The organism is Streptomyces albofaciens JCM 4342, from assembly GCF_008634025.1.
GTDB lineage: Bacteria > Actinomycetota > Actinomycetes > Streptomycetales > Streptomycetaceae > Streptomyces > Streptomyces albofaciens.
The window spans coordinates 4,306,078-4,328,287 of the sequence record NZ_PDCM01000002.1; the positions used below are offsets into that span (position 1 = coordinate 4,306,078).

Consider the following 22,210-nt stretch of genomic DNA (forward strand, 5'->3'; position numbering starts at 1 on the left):
CACACAGGCACTATGGGTGCATGAGGAGGGCCGCCGGTTTCGCGCCACCGATGCTGCCGCTGCCGCCGCGGCGGAGGTACAACGCAGTGCTCGGACTGTACGACGCGCCGCTGCACCGGGACTGGGCGTTCTGGCTCACCGTCGGCCTCGCCGCCCTGGAGACCGTCAGCGTCATCACCTACCCCGGGCCGACGAGCGGCCTGCCCCGCTGGCTGGACATACTGCTCGCGGTGCTGCTCATCACCCTGATCTTCGGAGTGGTACCCACCTGGATCCGGCTGCTCGTCCGCAGATGGCGGTGGCGCAGACACCACCCCCAGCCGGCACCGACAACCGGCAACGTGCCGCCCACTCGGACCGCCCCACCCCCACGTGACGCATCGCCTCCGCACACCACTCCGTCACCACGCGCCTCCGCGCCCCAGGAACACCCCACACTCCGGCCCGCCGCCTTCACTCCAGCCGCCGCCCCAGTCCGTGAACCCGCGCGCCCCGAGACCGCGCCTCCGCCGTCACCCGACCCCTTGGCCGTTGCCCGCCGGACCCTGCCCCACCCCGTGGCCCGGACCGTTCACGAGATGCAGCGGGCGCACACCCACAAGGAGCGCCACGAGGCGCTGCTCGAAGCCGCCGAAACGCTTGCCGCGACCGTCGCCGTCACCGCGGCCGGCCTGCTCCAGGCGCAGGGCATAGGCGCGCGCAACCTCGCGGACCTGCGCGACACCCTCGCCCGCGGCGGCACCACTTTCGGCACATGGACGTTCTGGCTCCACGGACTGCGCCCGCTCGCACACTCGCATCCGGACTTCATGCCCGGCCTGCCGGACGCGCTGCGAAACGGGGACAGCGGGACCACCGGGCATCCCGGCAACGGCGATTTCGCCGCCCTCCTCGACCTCCTCAGGACCGAGCGGAACCGCACCTCGCACGGCGACAAGCCGCGCACCCAGGAAGAGGCCGCCCTACGGGTCGCCGAGTACCGACCGTACTTCGAGCAGGCCCTGCTGCGCGCCCAGTTCCTCAGCGGTCTGCCGTGGCTGCTGACCGTGTCGTGCGCCTACCAACGCCGAACGGGGACGTTCGAGGTCTCGGCGGACCACCTGATGGGCGACCATCCGGACTTCGACCGGCTGACCTTCCCCTGCACGGCCCCGGTCGCCGACGACACGGTGTACATCCTCGGGCCCGCCGGGCCGGTCGCCCTGACCCCGTTCGTCGCCAGCCGGTACTGCGCGGAGTGCGGACAGCGCGAGCTCTGTCACGCCCACCGCGCGGGTCACCGGCGCCTCCCCGCGGCCTACAAGAGCTTCGGCCGGGGGCACATCGTCCCGTGCCCCGAGCTCGACGACGAGATCGCCGCACTGACCCAGCATCCGCCCCGCACCCACCAACCACCCCAGTCGTAATGGGATTCATTTTCATGTAGCCTCGGTCGCGCCATTCGGTGCGTGCGCTGCGCGCCCGTACCCGCCCCCACCCCGGAAAGGTCCCGCGACCATGGCCGTCCCCAAGCGGAAGATGTCCCGCAGCAACACCCGTCACCGGCGCGCCCAGTGGAAGGCGCGGACGCCCGCGCTGGTCCCGGTGACCGTCGACGGGTCCGTGTACCAGGTCCCGCGCCGGCTGGCGAAGGCGTACGAGCGCGGGCTGCTGCGGCCGGAGGGCTGATGGCCGTGGACCGGCGGACGCCGCTGCCCGTCACCGTGCTCTCCGGGTTTCTCGGCGCGGGGAAGACGACCCTGCTCAACCACGTCCTGCACAACCGGGCGGGGCTGCGGGTCGCGGTGATCGTCAATGACATGAGCGAGGTCAACATCGACGCCGCGCTGGTGCGCGGCGGCACGGCCGCCCTGTCGCGGACCGAGGAGCGGCTGGTCGAGATGACCAACGGGTGCATCTGCTGCACCCTGCGCGACGACCTGCTGGAGGAGGTGGACCGGCTCGCGCGCGAGGGCCGGTTCGACTATCTGCTCATCGAGTCCAGCGGGATCTCGGAGCCGATGCCGGTGGCCGCGACCTTCGCGTTCCCGCGCGACGACGGGGCGACGCTGGGCGAGGTGGCCCGGCTGGACACCATGGTCACCGTGGTGGACGCCGCCGACTTCCACGCCGAGCTGACGGGCGGCGACGGCCTCGCCGAGCGCGGGCTCGCGCCGTACGAGGACGACGAGCGTACGGTCAGCGACCTGCTCGTGGACCAGGTCGAGTTCGCCGATGTGATCGTCCTCAACAAGCTGGACCTGGTGGGCGAGGAGCGGGCGGCACGCCTGCGGGCCGCGCTCCGGCGCCTCAACCCGGTGGCCCGGATCGTGCCCGCCCGGCACGGCCGGGTGGCGCCCGCCGAGATCCTGGGCACCGGTCGCTTCGATCTGGAACGCGCCCAGCAGGCGCCCGGCTGGGTCAGGGAGCTGAACGGCGATCACGTACCGGAGACCGAGGAGTACGGGATCTCCAGCACGGTGTTCCGCGCCGCGCGCCCCTTTCACCCCGGGCGGCTGTGGACGTTCGTCACGGAGGGGATGGACAGCGGCGCGTACGGGGAGATCCTGCGATCCAAGGGGTTCTTCCGGCTCGCGGGGCGGCCCGGGGTGACCGGCCTGTGGTCGCAGGCGGGGTCCGTCGCGCGGTTCGAGCCGTCGGGGGCGCACGGCCCGGTCGAGGAAGGCTGCTCCGAGGACGTACAGGAGCTGGTCTTCATCGGGACCGGGCTGCGGGCCGACGCGCTGCGCGCGGCCCTCGGCCGCTGCCTCGTCACGGACGCCGAGGCGCGTGCCGCGGATTACGGCAGCGATCCGTTTCCGGCCTGGGAGACGTACGGCGTGCACGGCGCCTGCGAGACGTACGGCGTGCACGGCGCCTGCGAGCACGAGGACGTACCGGCGTGGGCGGCCGGCTGACCCGGCAGCGGGCCTCCGTCCTGCGCGTGCTGACCGCGTGCCAGGACTTCGTCTCGGCCCAGGAATTACACGTACGCCTGGTGACCGCCGACATCCCCGTCGGACTGTCCACCGTCTACCGCACCCTGCGCGACCTGGAACGGGACGGGCGGGTCGATGTCGTACGGGACGAGGCGGGCGAGCGCCTGTACCGGCCGCGCGCCGCCGACGGCCACCGGCACTACCTGATCTGCCGCCGCTGCGGACGCAGCCGCCCGCTCGACTCCGACGTGGTGGAGCGCTGGGCCGAGCGGGTCGGCGCGGAGAGCGGTTACAGCGCGGTCGAGCACACCGTGGAGCTGAGCGGTATCTGCGGGCGGTGCACGGGGAGGTGCGTGTGACCCGGTCCAGTCGCCCCGGCGGGCCGGACCGGGCCAAGCGGCGCCGGGCCGGTCGGCGCCGGGCCGGTCGGCGCCGGGCCGGGCCGGGCCGGGCCGGGCCGGAAAATTTCCGTCCCTTCGGCAACCCCCGCCCCCGCCGCACGTCGTGACGGGTGAGGGCGCCGTCCGGCGCCGTCCCGCCGATCGTGGAGCAGCCACTGTGAACGACTCCCGTACCTCCGCCTCGCCCCTCTCCCCCTGCCCGCCCGCCACCTCGTACGCGCCCGCCGGGCGTGTGGCCGCTGGCCGGATACGGAGTGCCGTGACCGCCGGGCTGCTGGCGGCGGTCGCCCTGCCCGTACTCTCCCTGACCGGTACGGCGTACGCCGAGGATTCGGTCCCGAAGGCGCAGGCCCCGAGCGCCGCCGCCCCGAAGGCGCAGGCGCCCAGCGCCGCCGCTCCGAAGGAGGAGCGGGACTCCGCGCGCAAGCCGTCCCCGGTGCCGTCCCACCCGTCCGCCGCGCAGCCGAGCGCCGCGCAGCCGAGCGCCGTACCCGGTGCCGCGTCGAGCGCCGCACCGGCCCCCGCCCCCCGCGACGAACTCGCCAAAACAGGCGCCTCGACCACCACGAACGTCGCGCTGGGCGCCGGTGCCGCCCTGCTGATCGCCGTGGGCGGCGGCGCCGTCTACGCTTCCCGTCGCCGTCGCGCCAACTGAGGCCACCGCCTCCCCGACGGCCGAGGAACCGATGCAGTTCACCTCCGCCGCGCTCATCGCCCCGGTACGGCCCGCCGCGCCGGGGCCTTGGCGCGCCCTGCGCCAGCGCCTGCTCCTGCGCGGCGCCCGGCCCACCACCCTGGCCGCCGGGCACCCCGTCGCCGGGCCGCCCGCCGGAAGCGCCGACGATCACTCCGGCCCCACCATCACGGACCTCTACCACGCGCACCGGCTGTCCATGGTGCGGCTGGCGGTGCTGCTGGTGGACGACCGGGCCACCGCCGAGGACGTCGTCCAGGACGCGTTCGCGGCCCTCTACAAGCGGCACGGCGAACGGCTGGACGAGGTCGACAACGCGCTGGCGTACCTCCGTACCGCCGTCGTCAACGCGGCCCGCTCGGTGCTCCGGCGACGGCGCACGGCACGCGACTACACGCCCCCGCACGAGACGGACGCGCCGTCCGCCGAGGAGCGCATCGTCCTGGACGAGGAGCACCGCGAGGTCCTCGCCGCCCTCGGCCGGCTGACCGCCCGCCGCCGCGAGGTGCTCGTCCTGCGCTACTGGGGCGAGCTGACCGAGGCCCAGATCGCGGCAACCCTCGGCATCAGCCGCGGCTCGGTGAAGTCGATCGCCAGCCGTGCGCTGGATTCGCTGGAGAAGATGCTGGAGGCGGGGGAATGACGGATCACGAGGCGGGGGCGAGGGCAGGGGCGGGGGCAGACGCCGCCGCTGGTGAGCGGCCCGTCGAGGCGCGGCTGCGGGCCGCCTTCGCGGCGCGTGCCGGGCAGGTCGGCCTCCGCGACCTGCGGCCCGCCGCGCCGCCCGGCCCCCATCCGCGCCGCGTACCGTTCCCGCGCCGCGCACCGCGCATGGGCCGACGGCTACGGCGCCTCGTCCTGCCGCTGGCGGCGGCGGCCACCGCGACCGCCGCCGCCGTGGGCTACCTCGCCCTCGCCCCGGAGGACCCCACGCCATCGCACCCCAGGCCCGCCTCCACCCCGAGCCCCGCACCGACCCGTCCCACCCCTTCCCCGTCCCCGGCCACCCCCACATCCCGGCCCACCCCCAGCGCCTCCACCGCACACCCCACCACCACGCCTACGCCTTCTCCCCCAAGCGCCACACCCTCCCCGACCGCCCCCACAGGCCCCGCCGCCCGGCGCGACAGCCCGTCCCCAGGCCCGCGTACCGGCGAGGCGGCCGCGGACTCCGTACGGAAGGACGCGCACCGGCAGGGTTCCGCCGCCTCGCCCTCCGACCCGCGCGACCGCACCGGCGCGGGCACACCCGGCCGGGCGCCCCTGCCGTCCACCGCGCCGGGACGTTGACGGGAGGGGGTGACGGGAGGGGGTGACGGGAGGGGAAGGCACGAGGGGAAGGCACGAGGGGGTGGCGGGAGCGGCGTACCACCCCCCGCCGCTCGTATCCGCCCGGCGCGACGTGCGGTACCTCGTTCGTGTCGAAGTTCGTGCTGAATTCGCCCTCGCCACACAATTCACGGGCTTTGCGGAATTCGGCACTCTTTGCCACGCCGACGGGAAACACCGACGGCCCAGCCCACCCGCCCGTTCCGGCTCCCGCAACCCGCCCAGCACTCATTTCCGGCCGTCCTCCGGGGCACGTCGCGCCACTTTTCCCCGCCGTCACCCGCCTGTCCCGGGCCGCGCCCACCCTCCGCCCACCGTGGCAGCGCGGGTCGCGCGCCACCCTCCGCACTCCGCTCCCGCACCCGTCCCCCGCACACCGCGCTCCGGAATTGCCACCCTTTGTCGCCTTCGCACTCCGTCCGCATGGCTGCGCCCGGAGCCGATGGCCCGGTAGGCTTTCCGTGTGATCTTCAAGCGCATCGGAAATGGGCGGCCGTACCCGGACCACGGCCGGGAAAGCACCCGCCAGTGGGCGGATGTTGCCCCTCGCCCGGTACGCCTTGACCAGTTGGTAACGACCAAGCAGCAGCTCGACCTGGAGACGCTGCTCGCCGAGGACTCCACCTTCTACGGCGACCTCTTCGCGCACGTCGTGAAGTGGCAGGGCGACCTCTACCTGGAAGACGGGCTGCACCGCGCCGTGCGCGCGGCCCTGCAACAACGCCAGGTGCTGCACGCCCGCGTCCTGGAACTGGGCTGACGCCCGGCCGGAGACCGACCGACACGGCCCCGCCCCCTGATCGGCGGAACGCATTGGCCCTTTCGGGTGGGGTCTCCCGCCACACATTGATCATTTAGTAGGCATGGGCCATGGCCCGCACTACGCTGCGGACATGAGCATGCTGACGCCCCCCGGCATGGGCGGTAAGAAGTACCGCATCACGGGCGACAGGTATCCGCGGATGCGCCGTCCCCGTCACCGTCGGCGGATCACCCTGGTGATCGCTGCCGCCGTCTGCGCCCTCGCCCTGGCCGGGTGGGGCACGTTGCAGCTCATCGATGTCTTCGGCGGCAAGGGCGGCACGGCCCAGGCCGCGCAGGACAAGAAGAAGTGCCCGCCGGGCGGCGCGAAACAGGCCGGTACGGCGGCATCCGCCGGTACGGGCAAGCCGCTGCCCAAGCCCGCCGACGTCACCGTCAACGTCCTCAACGCGACGGCACGCGGCGGCCTGGCCAAGTCGACCGCCGACGAGCTGAGGAAACGCGGCTTCAAGGTCGGCAAGGTGGGCAACGCCCCGCCCGCCTACGACAAGAAGGTCAAGGGCACGGGCGTACTCCTGGGCGCGCAGACCGCGTCCGACGGCGCCCGGAAGGTGCTGGGCACCCAGCTCACGGGCGCGGAGTCCAAGACGGACACCCGGAAGACCGGGGACGTCGATCTGATCATCGGCGATACGTTCAAGGCCCTGGCCGAACCGGCCGCCGCCCAGAAGTCGCTCACCGCGCTGACGGCACCGTCGAAGACGGAACCGGACTGCCGGAGCTGAGCGAGCGGGGCGGGGGGCGGAGGCCGCAGCCCCCGCCATGCCCCGGTGCCTTACCTGCCGCCGGTCCGAAGCCTCACCGGCCGCCGTCCCGAAGCTTCCCGGCCCGCCGCCCCGATGCCTTCCTAGCCCGCCGTGCCGTACATCCGGTCGCCCGCGTCGCCCAGGCCGGGGACGATGTAGCGGTCGGCGTTCAGGCACTCGTCCACGGCCGCCGTGACGACCGTCACCGGCGCGCCGGCCAGCTCGCGCTCCATCACCTCGACGCCCTCCGGCGCGGCCAGCAGGCAGATCGCGGTGACGTCGTCCGCACCGCGGTTGATCAGCTCCTGGATCGCCGCGACCAGCGTGCCGCCGGTGGCCAGCATCGGGTCCACCACGTACACCTGGCGGCCGGAGAGGTCGTCCGGCATGCGCGTGGCGTACGTGTGGGCCTCGTACGTCTCCTCGTTGCGGACCATGCCCATGAAGCCGACCTCGGCCGTGGGCAGCAGCCGGACCATGCCGTCCAGCATTCCCAGCCCGGCGCGCAGGATCGGCACGACCAGCGGGCGGGGGTGGGAGAGCCGCACTCCGGTGGTCGCCGTCACCGGGGTGTCGATGTCGACCTGCTCGGTCCGCACATCGCGGGTGGCCTCGTACGCGAGCAGGGTGACCAGCTCGTCGGCGAGGCGCCGGAAGGTCGGGGAATCGGTGCGCTTGTCGCGCAGGGTAGTGAGTTTGTGCGCCACCAGCGGGTGGTCGACGACGTGGATCCGCATGACATCGACACTAGCCGAGGTCAGCGGCACCGGCGCCCGCCCCGTCGGCGTCGGGCGGGCCGGGCACGGATTCCGCCGCGCTGGCATCGAACCACCGCTCCGGGGGAAAGTGGGCACAAACGCCCGGTCTGTCGCACCGGCGCCGGGCATGGACCTCGTCCCAGGGCGGTGTACGGCGTGCCAGACGGGAATGGGAGCGGAAGCGGCGGCGGACGCGGTGGTCGCGACGGCGGACGCGGTGGTCGCGACGGTGGACGCGCCGGTGGCGGCGCGGGCGATGACGTACGTGTGGGCCGGGACGCGGGCGGAACCGTGAGCGCGAACGCGGGCGGAACGGTGAGCACGAACGCGGGCGGAACGGTGAGCACGAACGCGGGCGGAATCGCGGAGCGGCGCCGTACCGGCAGAGCGGCCGAACGCAGCCGCGATCGTATGCAATCGCCTTCCCGTCTTCCCTCGGACCAGGACTCCGCCCACGCCCCCGCCGACGCCCCCAGCGGACCCACCGAACCCACCGGCCACCCGGAACCCCCCGACCCCCCCGAACCCGACGATCTGGCCACCGGCGGCGAGAACGACGCGGCGCGCCGGCGGCGGCGCGCCCAGTTCCTCCGCGACCTGAACGAGGCCAAGGAGCTGCGCGCCCGCGTCCAGCCGCGCCGCGCCCGGGCCGCCCGGATGCGTCAGGCCATGAGAATGCGCACGTTCCGCTGGTAGCCGAACGCCTCTCAGGCCTCATCAGAACCTTCCGCCCCTCCCGACGTGAGCCACATCTCTCGGAACGGCCGCACGACGCAACGCCGAAGACCCCGCGCAATCGCGTTGTTTCTGCCACGATTCCGATGGGCGGGGACCTGCGGCGCCGAGGCGTCACCCCGTCCGACCCGGCACGCCTATGACCAGTGGGAGAGTCACGGTGTACTTCGCCGCACTGCTCGCGCGCACCGAAGACGGGTGGGAAGCGAGCGACACGGAGCTCGACAATGTGGAGACCCTGACCGATCTGGCCGACCTGGCCCGTGAGGCAGCGGTCGACGACGACACGGTGGTGGCATACATCGAGCAGGAAGGCACGTGGTTCGGAGTCGTCCGCGTGGACGGCGAGGACGATCCGCGGATCTTCATCTCGAACGCCGCCGCCGCTGCCCGCAGCTCGTACGGTGCGATGCTCACCGACGAACTGCTCGGCCGCGACGAGGACGGCGCGGACGACCTCGACAGCCTCGACCTGGACGGTACGGAGGACGGCGAGCCCGACCCGGCGGACGGCGGGGGCGAGGAGGCGGCCGTCGCGGCCGACGCTCCCGTACCGCCGCCCGGCCCGCTCGGCGACCCGGACCTGCTGGCCGACCTGGGCATCGGCGGGAAGGAACTGCTCTCCCTCGACACCGACGCGCTGTCCGAGATCGCCGACGCCCTCGGCTGCACGGACGTCCTGGAGGCCGTGAGGTAATGCCCGTCACGGACACTGGGGGCATGACCGCCCCCGTGCCCGGCCCCTTCCCCACCTCGTCGAACCACGCATCGTCGGACCACGCCTCGTCGTCGGACCACGCCTCGCCGATCCACGCCCCGGCGACCGATCCGCTGCGCGATCCCTGGACCGCCGCGATGCGACAGGCGCTGGACGAGGCCGCCCTCGCCCCCGGGACCGGTGACGTCCCGGTGGGCGCCGTCGTGCTGTCCGCGGACGGCACGGTGATCGGCACCGGTCGCAACGAGCGCGAGGCGACCGGTGACCCCACCGCCCACGCCGAGGTACTCGCCATCCGGGAGGCCGCCCGCGCGGCCGGCTCATGGCGGCTGACCGGCTGCACGCTCGTCGTCACCCTGGAGCCCTGCACGATGTGCGCGGGCACCATCGTGCTGTCCCGCCTCGACCGCGTCGTCTACGGGGCGGCCGACGAGAAGGCGGGCGCCGTCGGCTCCCTCTGGGACGTCGTACGCGACCGCCGCCTCAACCACCGCCCCGAAGTGATCACCGGCGTCCTGGCCGCCCCCTGCGCCGACCTCCTGACCACCTTCTTCCGCTCCCGCTGACCCCCGCACACCCGCTCCGCCGGATACCGATTTCGGCGTACGGCCCACCGTGGGCTAGAGTTCCTCTCGGTAGCGTGTCCGAGCGGCCGAAGGAGCGCGCCTCGAAAGCGCGTGAGGGGGCAACTCCTCCGTGGGTTCAAATCCCACCGCTACCGCTCGAAGGGAACCGCCCCTGACCTGCGAAAACAGGTCAGGGGCGGTTTTTCGTTGCCGCATCGTGCAACACATGTGCAACACGGGCACCTCGTACGGTGGTGGTTGGCGGCGGCACGCCAGTCGATAACGATCCGCTTGTGCGGATCTGCGTGCCGCCCGCCCCCTGCGAAGCCGTGCCCGAGCCTGCCGCAGGTCCTCCTTGATGACCTTCTGAGCGGCCAGGAACGCCAAGCGCACCAACAGGCCACGCCCGTACAGGTCGCCCAGTTCCTCGCACCGCTAGGTTCTCGCTGATGTTCTGCGCACGGGGACCCACGAGCGGCTGCTTCAGGTTCAGGAGGACGTCAGGGCCGAAGCACGACGTCTGCGAGAGCATGTCGACGGGGCCGAGGAGGGCCCAGAACCGGATGAGCCTGGGGCCGGCGGGGACGGCCAGGCTGAGGTCGACGGTCGCTCCGGCCCCTGCCGGGTGATGTCAGCGTGAGGGTGTGGTTATGCGTGGCGAGCGCGAGTGCGAAGCGTTGGACAAGCAGGTGTCACGGCGGCGCTGGCCTAACGGGCACTCGCGCGGCGAGCAGGCTCCGCAAGCACCTGCGGATAGGTCCCTGAGCTGGAGAAACGCCACTCCAGGTGGTGATTACCGCTGCTGGAGGGTGGGTTGGGGATCGCTCCGAACCGCTGCTTATCCGGCTCGATTCCCACCCGGAACGCTCTTGTAAAGCGTAGGTCGTCGGTTCGAATCCGACAGGGGGCTCTAGGGTTGACCAGGTAAAACGCACTGAGAACGCCCCTCCGGAAGGTCTTCCGGAGGGGCGTTTTTGCTCTCTGAAGCCCGTCCGTGGACAAACCGTGGACAGCGCGAAATCCGGGTGCGGGGGAGCCGTGGTCCCGCTCTTCTGGGCCTCTGTCGAGCTAGCAAGCGCGGTCCGGCAGCCTGCTGGGTCTTGAGAGTCGCGCCGTGTCAGTGCCTCTTGAGGGCATTCGCGGACGGCCGAGGAAAGCCGCGCGCCCCCAAGGTCAGGGGCGAGCAGGTGAGGACTCTCGTGGAGTCAGGTCACACCGGGAGGACCATGCGCTGGGTGGCTATGTCCCAGCGGCATTCGGCGTAGAGGCGGTTGAGGTCGTGGTGGGCGTCCGGGTCGTCGGCGTTGCAGGGTTCGTAGCCGTCGAGGCCGTAGCGGCAGTAGAAGCCGTATTCGGCGCATTCGGTGACGCCGGGGTAGTGGCCGGTCCAGATGGTGTTGCAGACGTCCGCAGGGTGGCAGGTGTCGCGCTGGCGGCCGGTGAGGGCGCAGCGTGCGATGTCGCAGTGGTCGGCGTGGAGGGCGCCAGGTGGCGTGGAGCAGGCGGGGCAGGTGGCGTTCGGGGTCGGCTGGGGGAGCGGGAGGGGGCGGTGGGTGAGGTCACCGAGCCAGAGGTTGCGCAGCTCGCGGTCGAGCTGGTGGGTGTCGGCCACGGTGTGGAGGTTGAGGGTGCGGTGGAGGAGTTCGCGGAGAAGGGGGGTAGGTAGTTGGGCGGTGGCCCAGTGGAGGGTGAGGCCGCGGTCGGGGTGGTGTCGGGCCCATGTGGTGCGGAGGCGGGAGGATGCGGTGAGTGTCATGTCTGGTGTGTTGGTGTATCGGGTGATATACGGGCCGTAGATTTTCAGCCATTCCTGTGCGGTTTTGACGTGGAGATTGATGAGCTCTCGCCGTGCTTTGTCCAGGTTTAGGGACGTGGTGCGGCGCATGAGGACGGTGGCACCCGATTCGGTGTCTTCCTGCCGTGTGGCGGGGGCGGTCAGTGCGTCGTCGGGGACGATGCGGAATCGGTGCCGGCGGCCGAGGAGGGTGAACTGCTCCCCGTCGGCGAGGTGCCGTACGGGGGCGTGGGGGGAGGTCTCGGCGAGGTGGTTGAGCTGTCGGTAGATCCATCGGCGGCGGCGTTCGACGAGGGCGGTTGCTTCGGCGTCGGTGGTGTGGTGGGGGCCGCGGACGACGATGCCGCCCGCTTTCGTGACGTCGAGGCCGAGGGTGGTGCGGTTACTGGTTCGCACGGTTACGGCGGTGTCGCCGACGAGGAGGGTGCGCTGGTGCTGAGGCATGGTTCTTTCGGGCTGGCCCGGCACCACCCCGCCTTCTTGGCGGTTTTCTACTATGGGCGAGGGTGGGGCCGGGGGTTTGCAGTGGGCGGGGTGTGGTGATGTGCTGCGTTGTAGTTGGTCAGGCAGCGGAACTGGACGGCCGTTCGCGTGCGGAGTCGAGCACTTCGGCTTCGATGTCGCTGAGTGCGTACTTCTGGCGCTGGAGGAAGGCCAGCCAGTTGGTGGTGTCCTTGCTGATCGGGTTCCGCCACGCCTGATCGGACATGGCCTGATGCTCGTACACCGCGGCGACCTGGGCGAAGAGCAGTCTCCAGCGTCCGGTCGCTCCGGTACGGGTGATCAGCGGCCCGAAGGGGTCTTCGACTCGCCGCCACGGCTCGCTGTCGTGGTTGGGGTCTTTGATCTTCAGGAAGGCCGAGATGAGGTCGGTGCGGTGGCGTGCGATGTACTGGGAGTACATGGCGGAGGTCCCGGTGATGGTGCTGAGGGTGAACTTCCAGATTTCATCGGTCGCGTCGCCGGGCCGGGTGCACAGATTCGCGATGAACTCCTGCCGTACAGGGCGGGCTTGACGCCAGACTGCGTTGTAGCGGATGGTTCTGCGTCGCTTCTCCGCCATTTCCGCGGCGTCCGGTGCTGCCGACCCGGACGCTTCGGGACTCAGCTTGTGCTGGCAGGCTCGCCAGTCGGTGCACAGCCAAGTCACCGTGGGCTTGAACGGGTTGAGGGTGGCGGCGTGTCCGGGGCACCGGGCGTGCTGGTCGGCGGTGATGGCCGTTCCGAGGGGGGTTACCAGATCCTTGAGGGGGCGCATGGGAGTCTCGTGCCACCGCCAGTCCCAGTCCACTAGCTTGATGCCGGCGGCGGCGAGGTCCTGCTTGAGCTGGGCGCGCTTGGCTTTCTCGGCCGCCTCGTCCTTGAGGCACTGGAGTGCGTGGGCCCAGTGGCCGCGCGTGCCTGCGCCGTCGTTGCGGTCCCGGGCCTTCGCCGCTTCGAGGCGACTGCGGGCGTTGCTGATGTGCGCGACTTCCTGGAAATCGGCCAGCTCCACCAGGTCGAAGTCGTGGGCGACCGCGGCGCTGAGGCTCTTGTCGTCGAGCTTCGATGCCTTGTCGGCGGCGGTGAGCTCGGCGGCGGACAGGCCGAGCGCGCGTGCGTGACGTTCCTTTGCGGCTTGGGGCAGCGGCATCAGGGACAGTTGCCGGGCGGCTTCGACGTAGTCGCGGGCGTGCGCGTCCCGGCGGTGCTTGTTCTCGATGACTGACAGGGTCAGCGCCTCGTCATCGACGCCGCGAAGGTCGTCGCGGATCAAGGCGGGAACGAGCATGTAGGTGCGGCCCTCTTCCTTGGCCTTGTCGGCGGCGATGATCGCTGCCTTGCAGCGACGCTGCCCGAAGATGATGCCGAGTTTGCCTTCGTTGTCCCCGGTCTGTGGACGCAGGAGGACCAGGCTCTGCACGCCGACCTCTTCCACGGAGGCGATCAGCTCGGCGTCGGGTTCGGTTCCGTCCGGCTCGTCGTCTGAGCGGTGCTGGCGGTGGTTGTACGGGTCGACGACGAGTTCGTAGGGATCGACCCAGGCGAAGCGCCCTTCGAAGGCGGGCTGCGCGGCGATGGTGTCGGTGCTGTCCGGTGCGGTGAGGGTGGTCGTGGTTGTCATGGGAGCTCCGTGGTGAGAAGAGGGGCGGGCGGTGGCGCCCGCCCCTGCGCGTGTGGGTCAGGCGGCAGCCGGTACGGCCTTCGGCTTGGCCTTGCGCTTGGGCTGCGCCGCGGCGGTCTTGGGTCGCGCGGTCGCCGGGGCCTTCTTCGCCGTCCGCTTCGGGGTGGGCTTCTTGGTGGCGGCCTTGGGCGCGGGCTTGGACGGTGCGGCCTTCTTCGCGGGCGACTTCTTCACGGTGGTCTTCTCTGCGGCCGGCTCGCTGGTTGTCGCGGCGGGAGCCTCCGGCTGGGCGGGCTGCTGCGGCGCGGGCTTGTCGGCGGTGGTGACAGGGATGCGGGTGCCGTCGTAGCGGAGCTTGGCGCGGTGGCCTTGGAAGACGGGGAAGAGTCGCAGGTGGAGGGTGTTGAGGAGGGTGTCGAGGGGTGCTTCGACGGTGGTGAAGTGGCATGCGGCGTTGTAGTGCGGGCCGGTCTTCTCGGGGCCGCGGGCGAACGTTTGGGCGGCGGAACCGTTCCACAGGCGGCGGATGCCGAAGGTGCGGCCGTCCTGGTGGGTGAAGTGGATGGTTTCCGGGTCGATGGAGTCGTCGGCCTTGTGCCAGCCGTCGCCGAGCTTTTCGATGATCAGGTCGGCCAGGAGGTAGAGGTCGATGAGGGAGATGTCGAAGGGGGCAGCTTCGGTGGCGGGGTTCTGGGCGGTTTCGGTGGTCACGGTGGGTTTCTCCAAGAGGTGTGGGGTTGTGGTTTTCCCTCAACCCGATAACTAAATTCTACTATGGTTAAGGGGGGCGTCAACTGCGAAGATGCAGGTCAGGCGGGGGCCAGGTCATGCACCAGCCGGAGTCGCAACCCACATCAAAGGGCAACTCCTCCTGTGCTGCCTCGACCGCTTCGAGCAGAGGCCGGCCGGTACGGGTCAGGAACACTGCGTCGCCCATGCCACCCCACTGCCGCGTCTCGTTCAGCGACTCCTCAAGGCAGCAGGCACGCAGGAACAGCCCCGGACGGTCGCGACGCATCTCCTTCCAGCCCTCCAGCGACTTCAGCGGACAGAACCAGCAGGCGCTCTTCGGCGGCATCGGCAGGCCCGCGTCCGAGATGATCCGCTGGCAGTCGACCCGACGGAGCTTGAGGTCGAGCAGCGGGTAGACCAGCTGCTCGTACGGCTCGACCCGCCGGTTGGCCGCCCGAGCGATCTCATCGAGCGAGATGCCGACGGCGACCGTCGCCGGGTTGCTGGGTGTCGCACCATTCGCCTTGAGCCACTTGCCGGTGACCCAGATCTTGAAGTCCCGAGTGCAGCCCCGCGTGCCAGGGGCGCCGTTGGACATCCGGATGGGTATGGGTAGGGCGCGAGAGCCCTTGCGCATCATCCGGCCCCACAGTGTCTCCGTTCCCCCGGCGCGCAGTGTGCGATGCAGGACGTGCAGGTCAAGGCCGCTGGCTGCCGCGTACGGTCTCGCGACATGCCGTACATACTCCAGCGTCGCCGGGTCTTCGCTGTCGTCACCCACGTTCGCGAATAGCAGGGTGCGGTACGGGATCTCGCGACGGGCAGCCAAGACCATGAGCGCAGTGCTCTGTACCCCGCCGCCGTAGCTGATCACGTTCACGCGGCGTACTCCGTGGCCTGGTCGAGGAGGCGCTGAGCCATCCCGACGGCGGCAACGAGTTTCGCCTGGCCCAGTACGGAGTTGCGGTGTTCGATCACGGCTCGGGCGTGTGCGGCGGCGTCCTCGATGGCCCTGGGGTTGGCCAGGGTGTCGGCACAAGCCACCGTGACGCGGGGGCCGAGGCCCCAGATGATGGCGTTGACGGCGGCGCAGGCGGCAGCGATCTCGTCGATATCGCACATCGACCACTGGAAGTCGGCGGGATCCAGGCTCCTCTCGCGCAGGTTTTGCGCTGCGGCGCGCAGCAGGCCGCCGCTGCCGCCGGCCGGGTCGTGGATGTGCTGGCCTGGCTGCGGGCGTCCGGTCTCGGCGTCGGCCATCAGGGTGCCCAGGGCGTTGAAGCCCATGAGGCCAGCCATGGTTTCCGCAACGGAAGCCGGGGTGTGGAACTCGCCGAGTCCCTGTTGGGCGCCGCGACTTCGCAGCAGCATCATCACGGGCGAGAGCACGTCGGTCATGGAGCGCAGGTAGGGGTCGGTGTACCCGGTCAGGGTGAGCAGGCCATTCTTCAGGGCTGCTTCCGTGACGGCGCGGACGGCGGATATGCGGTTCTTGTCGACGTCCGTGTCGTTCAGCCACTCGTGGAGGATGCGGGCCCGGTCGATGAGGTCGGGGCGCTGGATCCAGTGGGTGGACCAGATCTCGCGGTACATGCCGATCAGGTTTGTGTCGTTCAGGCTGAGGATCTGCGTTGCGAGGTCGGGCCCGTTCGGGTCCTGTTGGCCGATCAGGCCGAGGGCGGCCACGATGCCGATCGGTACGTTTATGTGGTTGCCGCCGTGCTGTCGATGCCAGGCGCCGGCGACGGCTTCGCCGATCTGCATGGCCTGGGCGTGGGGGTCGCTCGCGGGGCGGACGCTGATGGTGCGCGGGGGTGCCGGTGTGCTGGGCTGTTTCTTGGTTGGCCGCGGCGCGGGTGAAGGCGGAGTGGCGCGGCTTGGCTTCGCGGCGAAGGTTGCCGGGGCCTTGGGTTGCGGCGGCATGGGGGTCGGCTGGAGGTCGGCGAAGAGGTCGAGCTGCTGTGTCATGGGGGTCCGAATCGGTCGGGGTGGTGAAAATGCGGCGGCCCGCCCTGCGGGTGCGGGGCGGGCCAGGGTTGAAGGTTTCCCCCTCAACCCCATAACTAAATTCTACTATGCTAGCGGGTGGGGTCAACTGCGCTACGGAGCGCGTGAGTTAGCCGTGGCCGACCCACAGCACGCCGTACGGAGTGAATCGCGTGGTGAAATCCGCGTGCTCCTCAATCACGGTTGCCACCGTGGAGCAGTCGATCCGCCCGCACCGGTCCCGGTACGGCTCCAGATCCCAGTCAGCGCGTGTGCCGACCGCCGAGGCGAAGAGCTGGGTGTAGTTGTTGCCGAACGCCACGACCCGATTCCGGCAGGAGTCGTGCAGGTCTCGAAGCCGGCGGCGCCACAGGGGGTCGTCGCCGGACGGCCGCCAGTCGAAGTCCGGATCCGTCTCCGCCGAATCCATCAGGGCGGCCCACGCCACCGCGCGCTCACGCGATCGCACGGCCGGGGTGAACGTCCAGGCGCCGAGCGCCACCCCCTTGCCGAGCGGCGGCCGCCCCTGCCGCTCCATGAGATCGGAGTGCAGCTCGTACGCCAAGCAGTGGGCCTGGCTGAACGTGCGAGTACGCTTCGTGGAGAACAAGTAGTGCCATTCCGCGAGGCTGTCCTCGGGCCGACGAATGCACATGCGCCAAGTCCCGTACCGCCCTCGCGCAGATGGCCGGGCGTCCGCGGCGGCCGTTATCAGGCGTGCGCGCTCCATCCGTGCCGGAGTGCGCGGGGCGAGCGTGGGCGGATCGGTGATCGTCGTACGGGCCGGAGCCTTCTCTGTGCGGAGATCGCTGGGGCTGTTGGGCATGGTGTTTCTCCAATCGGGCGGTGGCCCGCCGAATCGGGCGGGCCACCGTGACAGGACCATCCACATAGTGCGTCTTCTACTATGGATGGCGATGTGGCTGAATGATCGAGCCCGGTAGTCAGCCCTGGTCGAGCCAGAGCAGCCCGTAGGGCGTCTGCCGCAATGTACTCATCGCCGCCTTGCCGATGTCGGCTCGAACGTCCGCCCAGTTCACCCGGCCGAACGGATCCCGGTAGGGCTCCACGTCCCAGATGCCTTCGGGACTGGCGGAGGCGATCACGTCAGCCACGGAATTGCCGAATCCGACCACTTTCGCCTCGTGTTCCTCGATCAGCAGCCGGAGTTCCGATGGCTCGGCTGTGCCAGCATCCGCACGGGCTGCCCAGGCCAGAGCGCACCCCCGGCATGAGGCGCTGGGCCTGAAGGTCACCTCGCAGATCACCACCTGAGTGAGGCGCTGCCCGGCTGTTCCTGCGGCTGCCGTTCGGTGCCACCGGCTCGCGGTCGCCCTGGCGGCTGCTTCGGTGCTGGTCGTACGGGAAGGCAGAAGGTACGACGACGTGCCGCTGTCGCGGGTGGGTTCATGGAAGACGATGCGCCACGCACCGAGAAACCGCTCCGCCTGATGGGGCGCGCGCTTCACCGGTCGTCTCCCCATGCTTCGGAGACCATGCGTGACAGCCACAGGCCGAAGCCGGCGGGGTCGTGCCGTATCCAGTGCTCGGAGTAGAGGGCGGCGAACGCCGCGTGCTTTTCCCGCTCGTCGCGAGTGAGCGGAACGTCCACGCGGGCGTGGTGGCGCCCGCGTGGCCAGGTCGGCCGGGTGGAGCCGGGCGCGGCGTGGTCGGCGTGCCAGTGGGTGTTGGCGCCGATCTGAAGTGGGGCTTGGAGGTGGAGCGGGATGTCCATCAGGGTGAAGTTGGCGATGCTGGTGTGGTAGGTGCCGACGGTTCCGCCGACGGCGTCTTCCGGCAGGTCGATCCATACTCGGTGGCCGTACTCCTCGCGGGGGCCAGCCTCGATCACGAAGCGGTTGTAGACGATGGCGGGGCCGTCCTGGGCGTCGTACGCCGCGCAGACGCGGTCACCGGGCTTGTAGGGGGCGGGGGCGGTCATGTGCTCTCTTCCGGTTCTGGTCACTTCTGGGCTGTGGTGGCGTACGCCTTGGCGGCTGCGGCGCGCTGAGCCGTAGCGGGGCACGGGCCGAGGAGGTGCTTGAGGGCTGCCAGGAGGCGGCGGGTGTCGGACTCGCGCCAGGCGTCGTCGGCGATTTCGATCAGACGAGCCACGTCTTCTTCCCTGGTGGGGTGAGGGATGTGGCAGGGGCAGGTGCTCGTCGCGTATGAGTTCAGGGCGCTGAGGGCTCGGGCGTGGTCGGACACAGGTGCGCACTTCTGGTGGCGCTTGAGGGGCTTGGCGCGTCGCAGGTGGCTGTAGAAGCGTTCGCCCTGCCAGCCGCAGACCATGCACTGGACGGGCCACTGGACATCGGAGCCGGGGTAGCCGGAGCGGGCGGCCCAGCCGAGTTCGTCGATGCGGGCGAAGGCGACGGTGGCCGAGATCAAGTTGCGCGGCGTGGGGGCGAGGGCCATCAGGTAGAAGTCGAGGGCGCGGGCGCCCTGCCAGGTGTCGCCGGGGTGTATGTCGAACTGCACGATCAGGTATCTCCTTGAGGTGGTGAAGGGTGAGGGGGTGCGGCACCCCCTCACCCGTTAACGAAATTCTACTATGTATGTGGGGTGGGTCAACTACGCAGCGTTACGGAACTAGGAGGCGGGTGCCTTCTGGTGCTGTCGCATCTCCTCTGTGGACATGCGGCCGGCGAGTCCGTCGTACGGCGCCGTCCATGTCCAGCCGGGCCGGACATCCTCGGCCCGCACGACGCCCCCGCTGGTGTGGAGATGAAGGTGCGGTATCGTCACCGACCGGTTGTTGACCCGCAGTACCTCGTACCAAGTGCCGCGGTACTTGGCGAAGTCACCGCGCTGGAAGTCGTCTCTCGACCATCGTTTGCGGCCCTTGCGGGGGGTCTCGGTGCACCGCCTCGAAACAGGGCTGACGCGGTGGCGGGTGTACCAGCCGCTGAAGATCTCGTTGGCAGTTGGGTGGTCGGTGGTCAGTCGGTACCAGGTACTGGTGGCGAGTGCGTCGACGGCCGTGATCTCGAAAGCCACGGGCAGGCCCTCGACGTCGAGGACGTGGCGGCCATCGGCGTGACGCAACCAGACAGGGTCGCCGGGTTTCACATCTGCCTCCCGGAGTCGTCCGTGGACAGCAGTACGGCCAGGGACAGGAAGACCAGCAGGGACAGCTCGTTGTTCGCCTTGCAGGTCAGCCAGGTGCAGGCAAAGAAGGCGGGATGCACTCCGTCGCAGAACTCTTCCAGGGAGCCGCCCGGCTTGTCGGCCGTCCACTTGCGCGTGGCATCGATCAGTTCGTGGGCAAAGCGGTCTTCGTGGAATGTCCCCCGCACGGCCTGGGTGTTGCGTGCCGCCCATGAGGCCACCAGCAGCAACCGGCATCGGCGGGTGGGGGAGAGCTGCCCCCACAAGTGCAGTAGGGCACGGTGGTTGGCGAGCACGAGATGCGGTTCCGGGTGAGAGAAGTCGGCCAGAAAGCGGGAGGTGGTTATCAGGGTGCGGTGCAGGGATGCGTGGTCGGTCACGAGTGATTCCTCTTCGGGTCGGTCAATTAGCTGTGCTTCAGCGGCGGGGAAGCGGTCGGCGCCGGGGAGGGGTGAAGGGCTTGCGCTGCGCTGGTCAGTGCGTACGCCTCCGCGAAACGTTCGAGGTGGATGAGTGCGCAGACTTCGAACATCAGCGTCCAGTGGCATTCGGGCACGGCGTCCGCGAACTCTTCGTATTTCAGGTGGCGTTTGGCGCTGGTGCGCCGCGCGAAGGCCCGCTGAACGATGTGTTCCATGGCTGTGGTGGCACGGCGGACCTGCCGCGAGTTCAGATCGAGACTGCTGATCACGTCGGCAACCGCCAGCAGCGGCAGGCGTCTATGCAGCATCAGGGTGCGAAGTCCTTCCAAGAGGTGTCGGGCCGCCGGCTGCGGGTGCGACCAGCGGCGGTGTGTCAGTAAGAGGCCCACCGAAGAGGGGCCGGGTGGACCTCGTGTTTCTCGGCGATCGTTCCGGTGTGGCCACCGTCGTGCCCCCGGTGGCGTCCTCGCGTGCCTGCTTGTAGGCGGCTTCGAGGGCGGGACCGGAGGCGGTGATGTAGAACTCGACGGAGCCCATCTCTGCCTCTCCTTTCGGGCGAGTGGGCATGACGCGGTCCGTCCCGGCCAGGGCGGACCGTCGCGTGCCAGCGGTCGTCAGCGGATGTGCACGCGGGGCCGACTGGTGCGCATGACACGCGGCAGCCGGGAGGCGGAGAATGAGCACCCGGGCACCTGGGAGGAATCGGCGTCGGCGGCGAGGACGATGGTGATGGACTCTTCAAGTACGGCTCGGCGGTGACAGGGAGTGAATTGCTCGGCCCATCGCTCCATGGCCGATCCGTCGGCGCGGTCCTCGCCGACTGCGTCCGCGTGCAACTGCCAGGCGTCGACCAGGTAGTTGGCGGCCAGCAGGAGCGCGGCTTCTGCCTGGTGCTCGGTGAGGCCGTAGTCGGTGGCGGTCGCCAGGACGGTCAGCGGGTCGGGCGTAGGTGTGTTCACGGGAGTCCTAATCAGTAGTTAGCGGTTCCGGTCCGGGACGCGGTCTTTCGTTCATCGGGCGGGTTTCCCCTCCCTGCGATAACTAAATTCTACTATGGCCACTGGGGGTGTCAATCGCGGGCAACTAACCCCAAAGCCCGACGCAGTGACTCGCCCGGATGCGTGCCTCACCCGCCGCGCGTTTCGATCACGCGGCCACCGTGGTGGAACTCTTGCCTCGTGGCCGCTTGCGGATGCTCGCTGGGCCGGCGGAGCGCACCTGGGCGCGCAGTGCCACCTCCCGGCACTCCCCGCACAAAGGCTCCCCCACCCGCGCGTGTCCGGCCACCCCTCCGCTAGTGCCGCAACTCCCCGCGCGGGACGGAAGCTTGCCCAACGCCGGAGCGCCCTCGGCCTTCGCGACCACCCTTCCGTTGATCCATACCCGGGCCGCGCACACGCCGTCGAACCGTCCGGCTTCCGGACGCACTCGCTCGTAACACCGGGAGATGAACGGGCAGGAGTCCGCACACTTCTGCATCAGCGGAGTGCTTACGGCGATGAGGTCGCTGGGTGGGTCGACCTGCGAAGCGTCGGGTACGTAGCCGTCCTCGGCGGCACACGGTACGAGGTCGATCCAGGTAGACGGCTTGGTGGGGGTGATCACGAAATCTCCTCGCGGCGTCAGAAGAGGGATGGGTGAGCTACAGCGGCGGGCACGATGGCGTTCAGTGCGGTCGTCGAGCGCAAAGACAGAGCGGCCGAACGGCGCGACCACGAGCGGTAGAAGAGGTCGTTCCAGACTTCGGCCGTCCGGTACGGAAGGGGGCATGTCGTGTATGCGGCCGCATGGGCCTGCTCAGCCTCGACCGCTTGGCGCAGGGCTCCGTAGCGCACGGGCGTCAGCCGCCCGGTGGCCTGGACGTGCACTTCTGTCCACGACAGGCGCCCGGCGCGAGTGCCCGAAGACGCTTGCACCTCATACGTGAACCCGCCCGGGTCGGGAGCCCAGCAAGTTGAGGCCCCGGCATCAGGCTCGCCTTCCACGCGCCGCATCCGGCGGGGAGCTGTCGGCAGCCCGAAGTGGCGTACCGCCCACGCGGTGCGCGCGCTGGCGTCGGCGAGATCGACAAACTCCAGCAGTTCGGCCGGGGCAAAGAACCCGTGCACGGCCATCTGCCGGTCTTCGTCCCTCAGCTCCGCCGTGGTTCCGGGGGCCACTGTCTTCAGGTCGGCCCACTCTCGTGGGGCGTCCGATGCGGTTACGAAGGTGTCCACCATGTCCCCGTCTTCTTTACGTTGCGGCCTATTAAGTGCCCGGTTGAGTGTTCGTCTCGGTGCCGCACCCCTCGGGTGCGCTGTGCTCACCGCGCGAGGTCGGTTGGCCTTGCTCGTCCTGCCGGGCGATTGTGCGGCTCGTCTTAGGGGTGGCCAA

At 70.2% G+C, this 22,210-nt stretch carries 28 protein-coding genes and 1 tRNA gene; 14 read left to right on the forward strand and 15 right to left on the reverse strand.

The window, feature by feature from the left end; translation table 11 throughout:
* The first annotated feature begins 20 nt into the window (after nt 1-20).
* The 9 genes from CP973_RS40545 to CP973_RS38785 all read left to right on the forward strand — a co-directional run bounded on the left by CP973_RS40545 (nt 21) and on the right by CP973_RS38785 (nt 6,889).
* Nucleotides 21-1,406 (forward strand): hypothetical protein, encoded by a 1,386-nt coding sequence (locus tag CP973_RS40545; RefSeq protein WP_208853384.1) that lies wholly within the window; start codon nt 21-23, stop codon nt 1,404-1,406.
* Nucleotides 1,407-1,497: 91 nt separating this feature from the next.
* Nucleotides 1,498-1,668 carry a 50S ribosomal protein L32 gene (gene rpmF, locus CP973_RS38750; RefSeq protein ID WP_003983351.1) on the forward strand — a complete coding sequence of 57 codons (171 nt, stop codon included), beginning with the start codon at nt 1,498-1,500 and terminating at the stop codon, nt 1,666-1,668.
* Complete coding sequence (locus tag CP973_RS38755; RefSeq protein ID WP_150249550.1) at nt 1,668-2,897, forward strand: GTP-binding protein; 1,230 nt, start codon at nt 1,668-1,670, stop codon at nt 2,895-2,897. Before rpmF ends, CP973_RS38755 begins: the two co-directional genes overlap by 1 nt.
* Nucleotides 2,882-3,277, forward strand: a complete 396-nt coding sequence (locus CP973_RS38760; protein WP_150249553.1) for a Fur family transcriptional regulator — start codon at nt 2,882-2,884, stop codon at nt 3,275-3,277. The genes CP973_RS38755 and CP973_RS38760 overlap by 16 nt, the downstream gene beginning before the upstream one ends.
* 199 nt (nt 3,278-3,476) lie before the next feature.
* Entirely contained in the window at nt 3,477-3,974 is a 498-nt protein-coding gene (locus CP973_RS38765; RefSeq protein WP_167538600.1) for an LPXTG cell wall anchor domain-containing protein, read from the forward strand.
* A 31-nt stretch (nt 3,975-4,005) separates the two neighbouring features.
* Nucleotides 4,006-4,656: an RNA polymerase sigma factor gene (locus CP973_RS38770; protein WP_150249559.1), complete on the forward strand. Its 651-nt coding sequence runs from the start codon at nt 4,006-4,008 to the stop codon at nt 4,654-4,656.
* Nucleotides 4,653-5,303 (forward strand): hypothetical protein, encoded by a 651-nt coding sequence (locus CP973_RS38775; RefSeq protein ID WP_150249561.1) that lies wholly within the window; start codon nt 4,653-4,655, stop codon nt 5,301-5,303. The genes CP973_RS38770 and CP973_RS38775 overlap by 4 nt, the downstream gene beginning before the upstream one ends.
* A gap of 502 nt (nt 5,304-5,805) precedes the next feature.
* Nucleotides 5,806-6,102, forward strand: coding sequence for a type II toxin-antitoxin system VapB family antitoxin (locus CP973_RS38780; protein ID WP_003986294.1), 297 nt, complete (start codon nt 5,806-5,808; stop codon nt 6,100-6,102).
* Nucleotides 6,103-6,235: 133 nt separating this feature from the next.
* The gene (locus CP973_RS38785; RefSeq protein ID WP_150249564.1) at nt 6,236-6,889 is read left to right on the forward strand and encodes a LytR C-terminal domain-containing protein; all 654 of its coding nucleotides are present in this window, start codon (nt 6,236-6,238) and stop codon (nt 6,887-6,889) included.
* Nucleotides 6,890-7,011: 122 nt separating this feature from the next.
* On the opposite strand, the gene upp is transcribed toward CP973_RS38785, so the two are convergent.
* Nucleotides 7,012-7,647, reverse strand: coding sequence for a uracil phosphoribosyltransferase (gene upp / locus CP973_RS38790; protein WP_150249567.1), 636 nt, complete (start codon nt 7,645-7,647; stop codon nt 7,012-7,014).
* A 190-nt stretch (nt 7,648-7,837) separates the two neighbouring features.
* Between upp and CP973_RS41550 the strand changes: the two genes are divergently transcribed.
* From CP973_RS41550 to CP973_RS38810, 5 genes are all read left to right on the forward strand, one after another.
* A complete protein-coding gene (locus tag CP973_RS41550; RefSeq protein ID WP_280119054.1) occupies nt 7,838-7,963 on the forward strand; it encodes a hypothetical protein in 126 nt (41 codons plus the stop codon).
* Nucleotides 7,964-8,079: 116 nt separating this feature from the next.
* Nucleotides 8,080-8,364 (forward strand): hypothetical protein, encoded by a 285-nt coding sequence (locus CP973_RS38795; protein WP_150249570.1) that lies wholly within the window; start codon nt 8,080-8,082, stop codon nt 8,362-8,364.
* Between the two features lie 178 nt (nt 8,365-8,542).
* Complete coding sequence (locus CP973_RS38800) at nt 8,543-9,100, forward strand: tRNA adenosine deaminase-associated protein (protein WP_244410233.1); 558 nt, start codon at nt 8,543-8,545, stop codon at nt 9,098-9,100.
* 23 nt (nt 9,101-9,123) lie between these two features.
* Nucleotides 9,124-9,687 carry a tRNA adenosine(34) deaminase TadA gene (gene tadA, locus CP973_RS38805; RefSeq protein ID WP_244410234.1) on the forward strand — a complete coding sequence of 188 codons (564 nt, stop codon included), beginning with the start codon at nt 9,124-9,126 and terminating at the stop codon, nt 9,685-9,687.
* 68 nt (nt 9,688-9,755) lie between these two features.
* A tRNA-Ser gene (locus CP973_RS38810) sits at nt 9,756-9,842 on the forward strand.
* A gap of 1,055 nt (nt 9,843-10,897) precedes the next feature.
* Here CP973_RS38810 and CP973_RS38815 read toward each other — a convergent pair.
* The 14 genes from CP973_RS38815 to CP973_RS38880 all read right to left on the reverse strand — a co-directional run bounded on the left by CP973_RS38815 (nt 10,898) and on the right by CP973_RS38880 (nt 22,056).
* Nucleotides 10,898-11,926 carry a YgjP-like metallopeptidase domain-containing protein gene (locus CP973_RS38815; protein ID WP_150249573.1) on the reverse strand — a complete coding sequence of 343 codons (1,029 nt, stop codon included), beginning with the start codon at nt 11,924-11,926 and terminating at the stop codon, nt 10,898-10,900.
* Nucleotides 11,927-12,044: 118 nt separating this feature from the next.
* Nucleotides 12,045-13,586 (reverse strand): ParB/RepB/Spo0J family partition protein, encoded by a 1,542-nt coding sequence (locus CP973_RS38820; protein WP_150249576.1) that lies wholly within the window; start codon nt 13,584-13,586, stop codon nt 12,045-12,047.
* 57 nt (nt 13,587-13,643) lie between these two features.
* A complete protein-coding gene (locus tag CP973_RS38825; RefSeq protein WP_150249580.1) occupies nt 13,644-14,297 on the reverse strand; it encodes a hypothetical protein in 654 nt (217 codons plus the stop codon).
* A 79-nt stretch (nt 14,298-14,376) separates the two neighbouring features.
* Nucleotides 14,377-15,198: an adenine nucleotide alpha hydrolase family protein gene (locus CP973_RS38830; protein WP_150249583.1), complete on the reverse strand. Its 822-nt coding sequence runs from the start codon at nt 15,196-15,198 to the stop codon at nt 14,377-14,379.
* Complete coding sequence (locus CP973_RS38835) at nt 15,195-16,286, reverse strand: N-6 DNA methylase (protein WP_167538601.1); 1,092 nt, start codon at nt 16,284-16,286, stop codon at nt 15,195-15,197. Before CP973_RS38835 ends, CP973_RS38830 begins: the two co-directional genes overlap by 4 nt.
* Before the next feature lie 148 nt (nt 16,287-16,434).
* Nucleotides 16,435-16,914, reverse strand: a complete 480-nt coding sequence (locus CP973_RS38840) for a hypothetical protein (protein WP_150249588.1) — start codon at nt 16,912-16,914, stop codon at nt 16,435-16,437.
* A 334-nt stretch (nt 16,915-17,248) separates the two neighbouring features.
* Nucleotides 17,249-17,773 (reverse strand): hypothetical protein, encoded by a 525-nt coding sequence (locus CP973_RS38845; RefSeq protein ID WP_150249591.1) that lies wholly within the window; start codon nt 17,771-17,773, stop codon nt 17,249-17,251.
* A complete protein-coding gene (locus tag CP973_RS38850) occupies nt 17,770-18,246 on the reverse strand; it encodes a hypothetical protein (RefSeq protein ID WP_150249593.1) in 477 nt (158 codons plus the stop codon). Before CP973_RS38850 ends, CP973_RS38845 begins: the two co-directional genes overlap by 4 nt.
* 20 nt (nt 18,247-18,266) lie before the next feature.
* Nucleotides 18,267-18,785, reverse strand: coding sequence for a hypothetical protein (locus tag CP973_RS38855; protein ID WP_150249596.1), 519 nt, complete (start codon nt 18,783-18,785; stop codon nt 18,267-18,269).
* A 111-nt stretch (nt 18,786-18,896) separates the two neighbouring features.
* The gene (locus CP973_RS38860; RefSeq protein ID WP_150249599.1) at nt 18,897-19,352 is read right to left on the reverse strand and encodes a hypothetical protein; all 456 of its coding nucleotides are present in this window, start codon (nt 19,350-19,352) and stop codon (nt 18,897-18,899) included.
* 20 nt (nt 19,353-19,372) lie between these two features.
* Nucleotides 19,373-19,795 (reverse strand): hypothetical protein, encoded by a 423-nt coding sequence (locus CP973_RS38865; RefSeq protein ID WP_150249601.1) that lies wholly within the window; start codon nt 19,793-19,795, stop codon nt 19,373-19,375.
* Nucleotides 19,796-19,821: 26 nt separating this feature from the next.
* Nucleotides 19,822-20,145: a hypothetical protein gene (locus CP973_RS38870; protein ID WP_150249604.1), complete on the reverse strand. Its 324-nt coding sequence runs from the start codon at nt 20,143-20,145 to the stop codon at nt 19,822-19,824.
* Nucleotides 20,146-20,451: 306 nt separating this feature from the next.
* Nucleotides 20,452-20,796: a hypothetical protein gene (locus CP973_RS38875; RefSeq protein WP_150249607.1), complete on the reverse strand. Its 345-nt coding sequence runs from the start codon at nt 20,794-20,796 to the stop codon at nt 20,452-20,454.
* A gap of 663 nt (nt 20,797-21,459) precedes the next feature.
* Nucleotides 21,460-22,056 carry a hypothetical protein gene (locus CP973_RS38880; RefSeq protein ID WP_150249610.1) on the reverse strand — a complete coding sequence of 199 codons (597 nt, stop codon included), beginning with the start codon at nt 22,054-22,056 and terminating at the stop codon, nt 21,460-21,462.
* Nucleotides 22,057-22,210 lie beyond the last annotated feature (154 nt).

What these genes read in the sequence shown, in the direction of transcription:
- CP973_RS38755 (WP_150249550.1), top strand. Translation starts at nt 1,668, where the DNA reads ATGGCCGTGGACCGGCGGACGCCGCTGCCCGTCACCGTGCTCTCCGGG.
- CP973_RS38795 (WP_150249570.1), top strand. Translation starts at nt 8,080, where the DNA reads ATGCAATCGCCTTCCCGTCTTCCCTCGGACCAGGACTCCGCCCACGCC.
- CP973_RS38815 (WP_150249573.1), bottom strand. Translation starts at nt 11,926, where the DNA reads ATGCCTCAGCACCAGCGCACCCTCCTCGTCGGCGACACCGCCGTAACC.
- CP973_RS38785 (WP_150249564.1), top strand. Translation starts at nt 6,236, where the DNA reads ATGAGCATGCTGACGCCCCCCGGCATGGGCGGTAAGAAGTACCGCATC.
- CP973_RS41550 (WP_280119054.1), top strand. Translation starts at nt 7,838, where the DNA reads ATGGGAGCGGAAGCGGCGGCGGACGCGGTGGTCGCGACGGCGGACGCG.
- rpmF (WP_003983351.1), top strand. Translation starts at nt 1,498, where the DNA reads ATGGCCGTCCCCAAGCGGAAGATGTCCCGCAGCAACACCCGTCACCGG.
- upp (WP_150249567.1), bottom strand. Translation starts at nt 7,647, where the DNA reads ATGCGGATCCACGTCGTCGACCACCCGCTGGTGGCGCACAAACTCACT.
- CP973_RS38850 (WP_150249593.1), bottom strand. Translation starts at nt 18,246, where the DNA reads ATGACCGCCCCCGCCCCCTACAAGCCCGGTGACCGCGTCTGCGCGGCG.
- CP973_RS38835 (WP_167538601.1), bottom strand. Translation starts at nt 16,286, where the DNA reads ATGACACAGCAGCTCGACCTCTTCGCCGACCTCCAGCCGACCCCCATG.
- CP973_RS38880 (WP_150249610.1), bottom strand. Translation starts at nt 22,056, where the DNA reads ATGGTGGACACCTTCGTAACCGCATCGGACGCCCCACGAGAGTGGGCC.
- CP973_RS38770 (WP_150249559.1), top strand. Translation starts at nt 4,006, where the DNA reads ATGCAGTTCACCTCCGCCGCGCTCATCGCCCCGGTACGGCCCGCCGCG.
- tadA (WP_244410234.1), top strand. Translation starts at nt 9,124, where the DNA reads ATGACCGCCCCCGTGCCCGGCCCCTTCCCCACCTCGTCGAACCACGCA.
- CP973_RS38775 (WP_150249561.1), top strand. Translation starts at nt 4,653, where the DNA reads ATGACGGATCACGAGGCGGGGGCGAGGGCAGGGGCGGGGGCAGACGCC.
- CP973_RS38870 (WP_150249604.1), bottom strand. Translation starts at nt 20,145, where the DNA reads ATGCTGCATAGACGCCTGCCGCTGCTGGCGGTTGCCGACGTGATCAGC.
- CP973_RS38800 (WP_244410233.1), top strand. Translation starts at nt 8,543, where the DNA reads ATGACCAGTGGGAGAGTCACGGTGTACTTCGCCGCACTGCTCGCGCGC.
- CP973_RS38820 (WP_150249576.1), bottom strand. Translation starts at nt 13,586, where the DNA reads ATGACAACCACGACCACCCTCACCGCACCGGACAGCACCGACACCATC.
- CP973_RS40545 (WP_208853384.1), top strand. Translation starts at nt 21, where the DNA reads ATGAGGAGGGCCGCCGGTTTCGCGCCACCGATGCTGCCGCTGCCGCCG.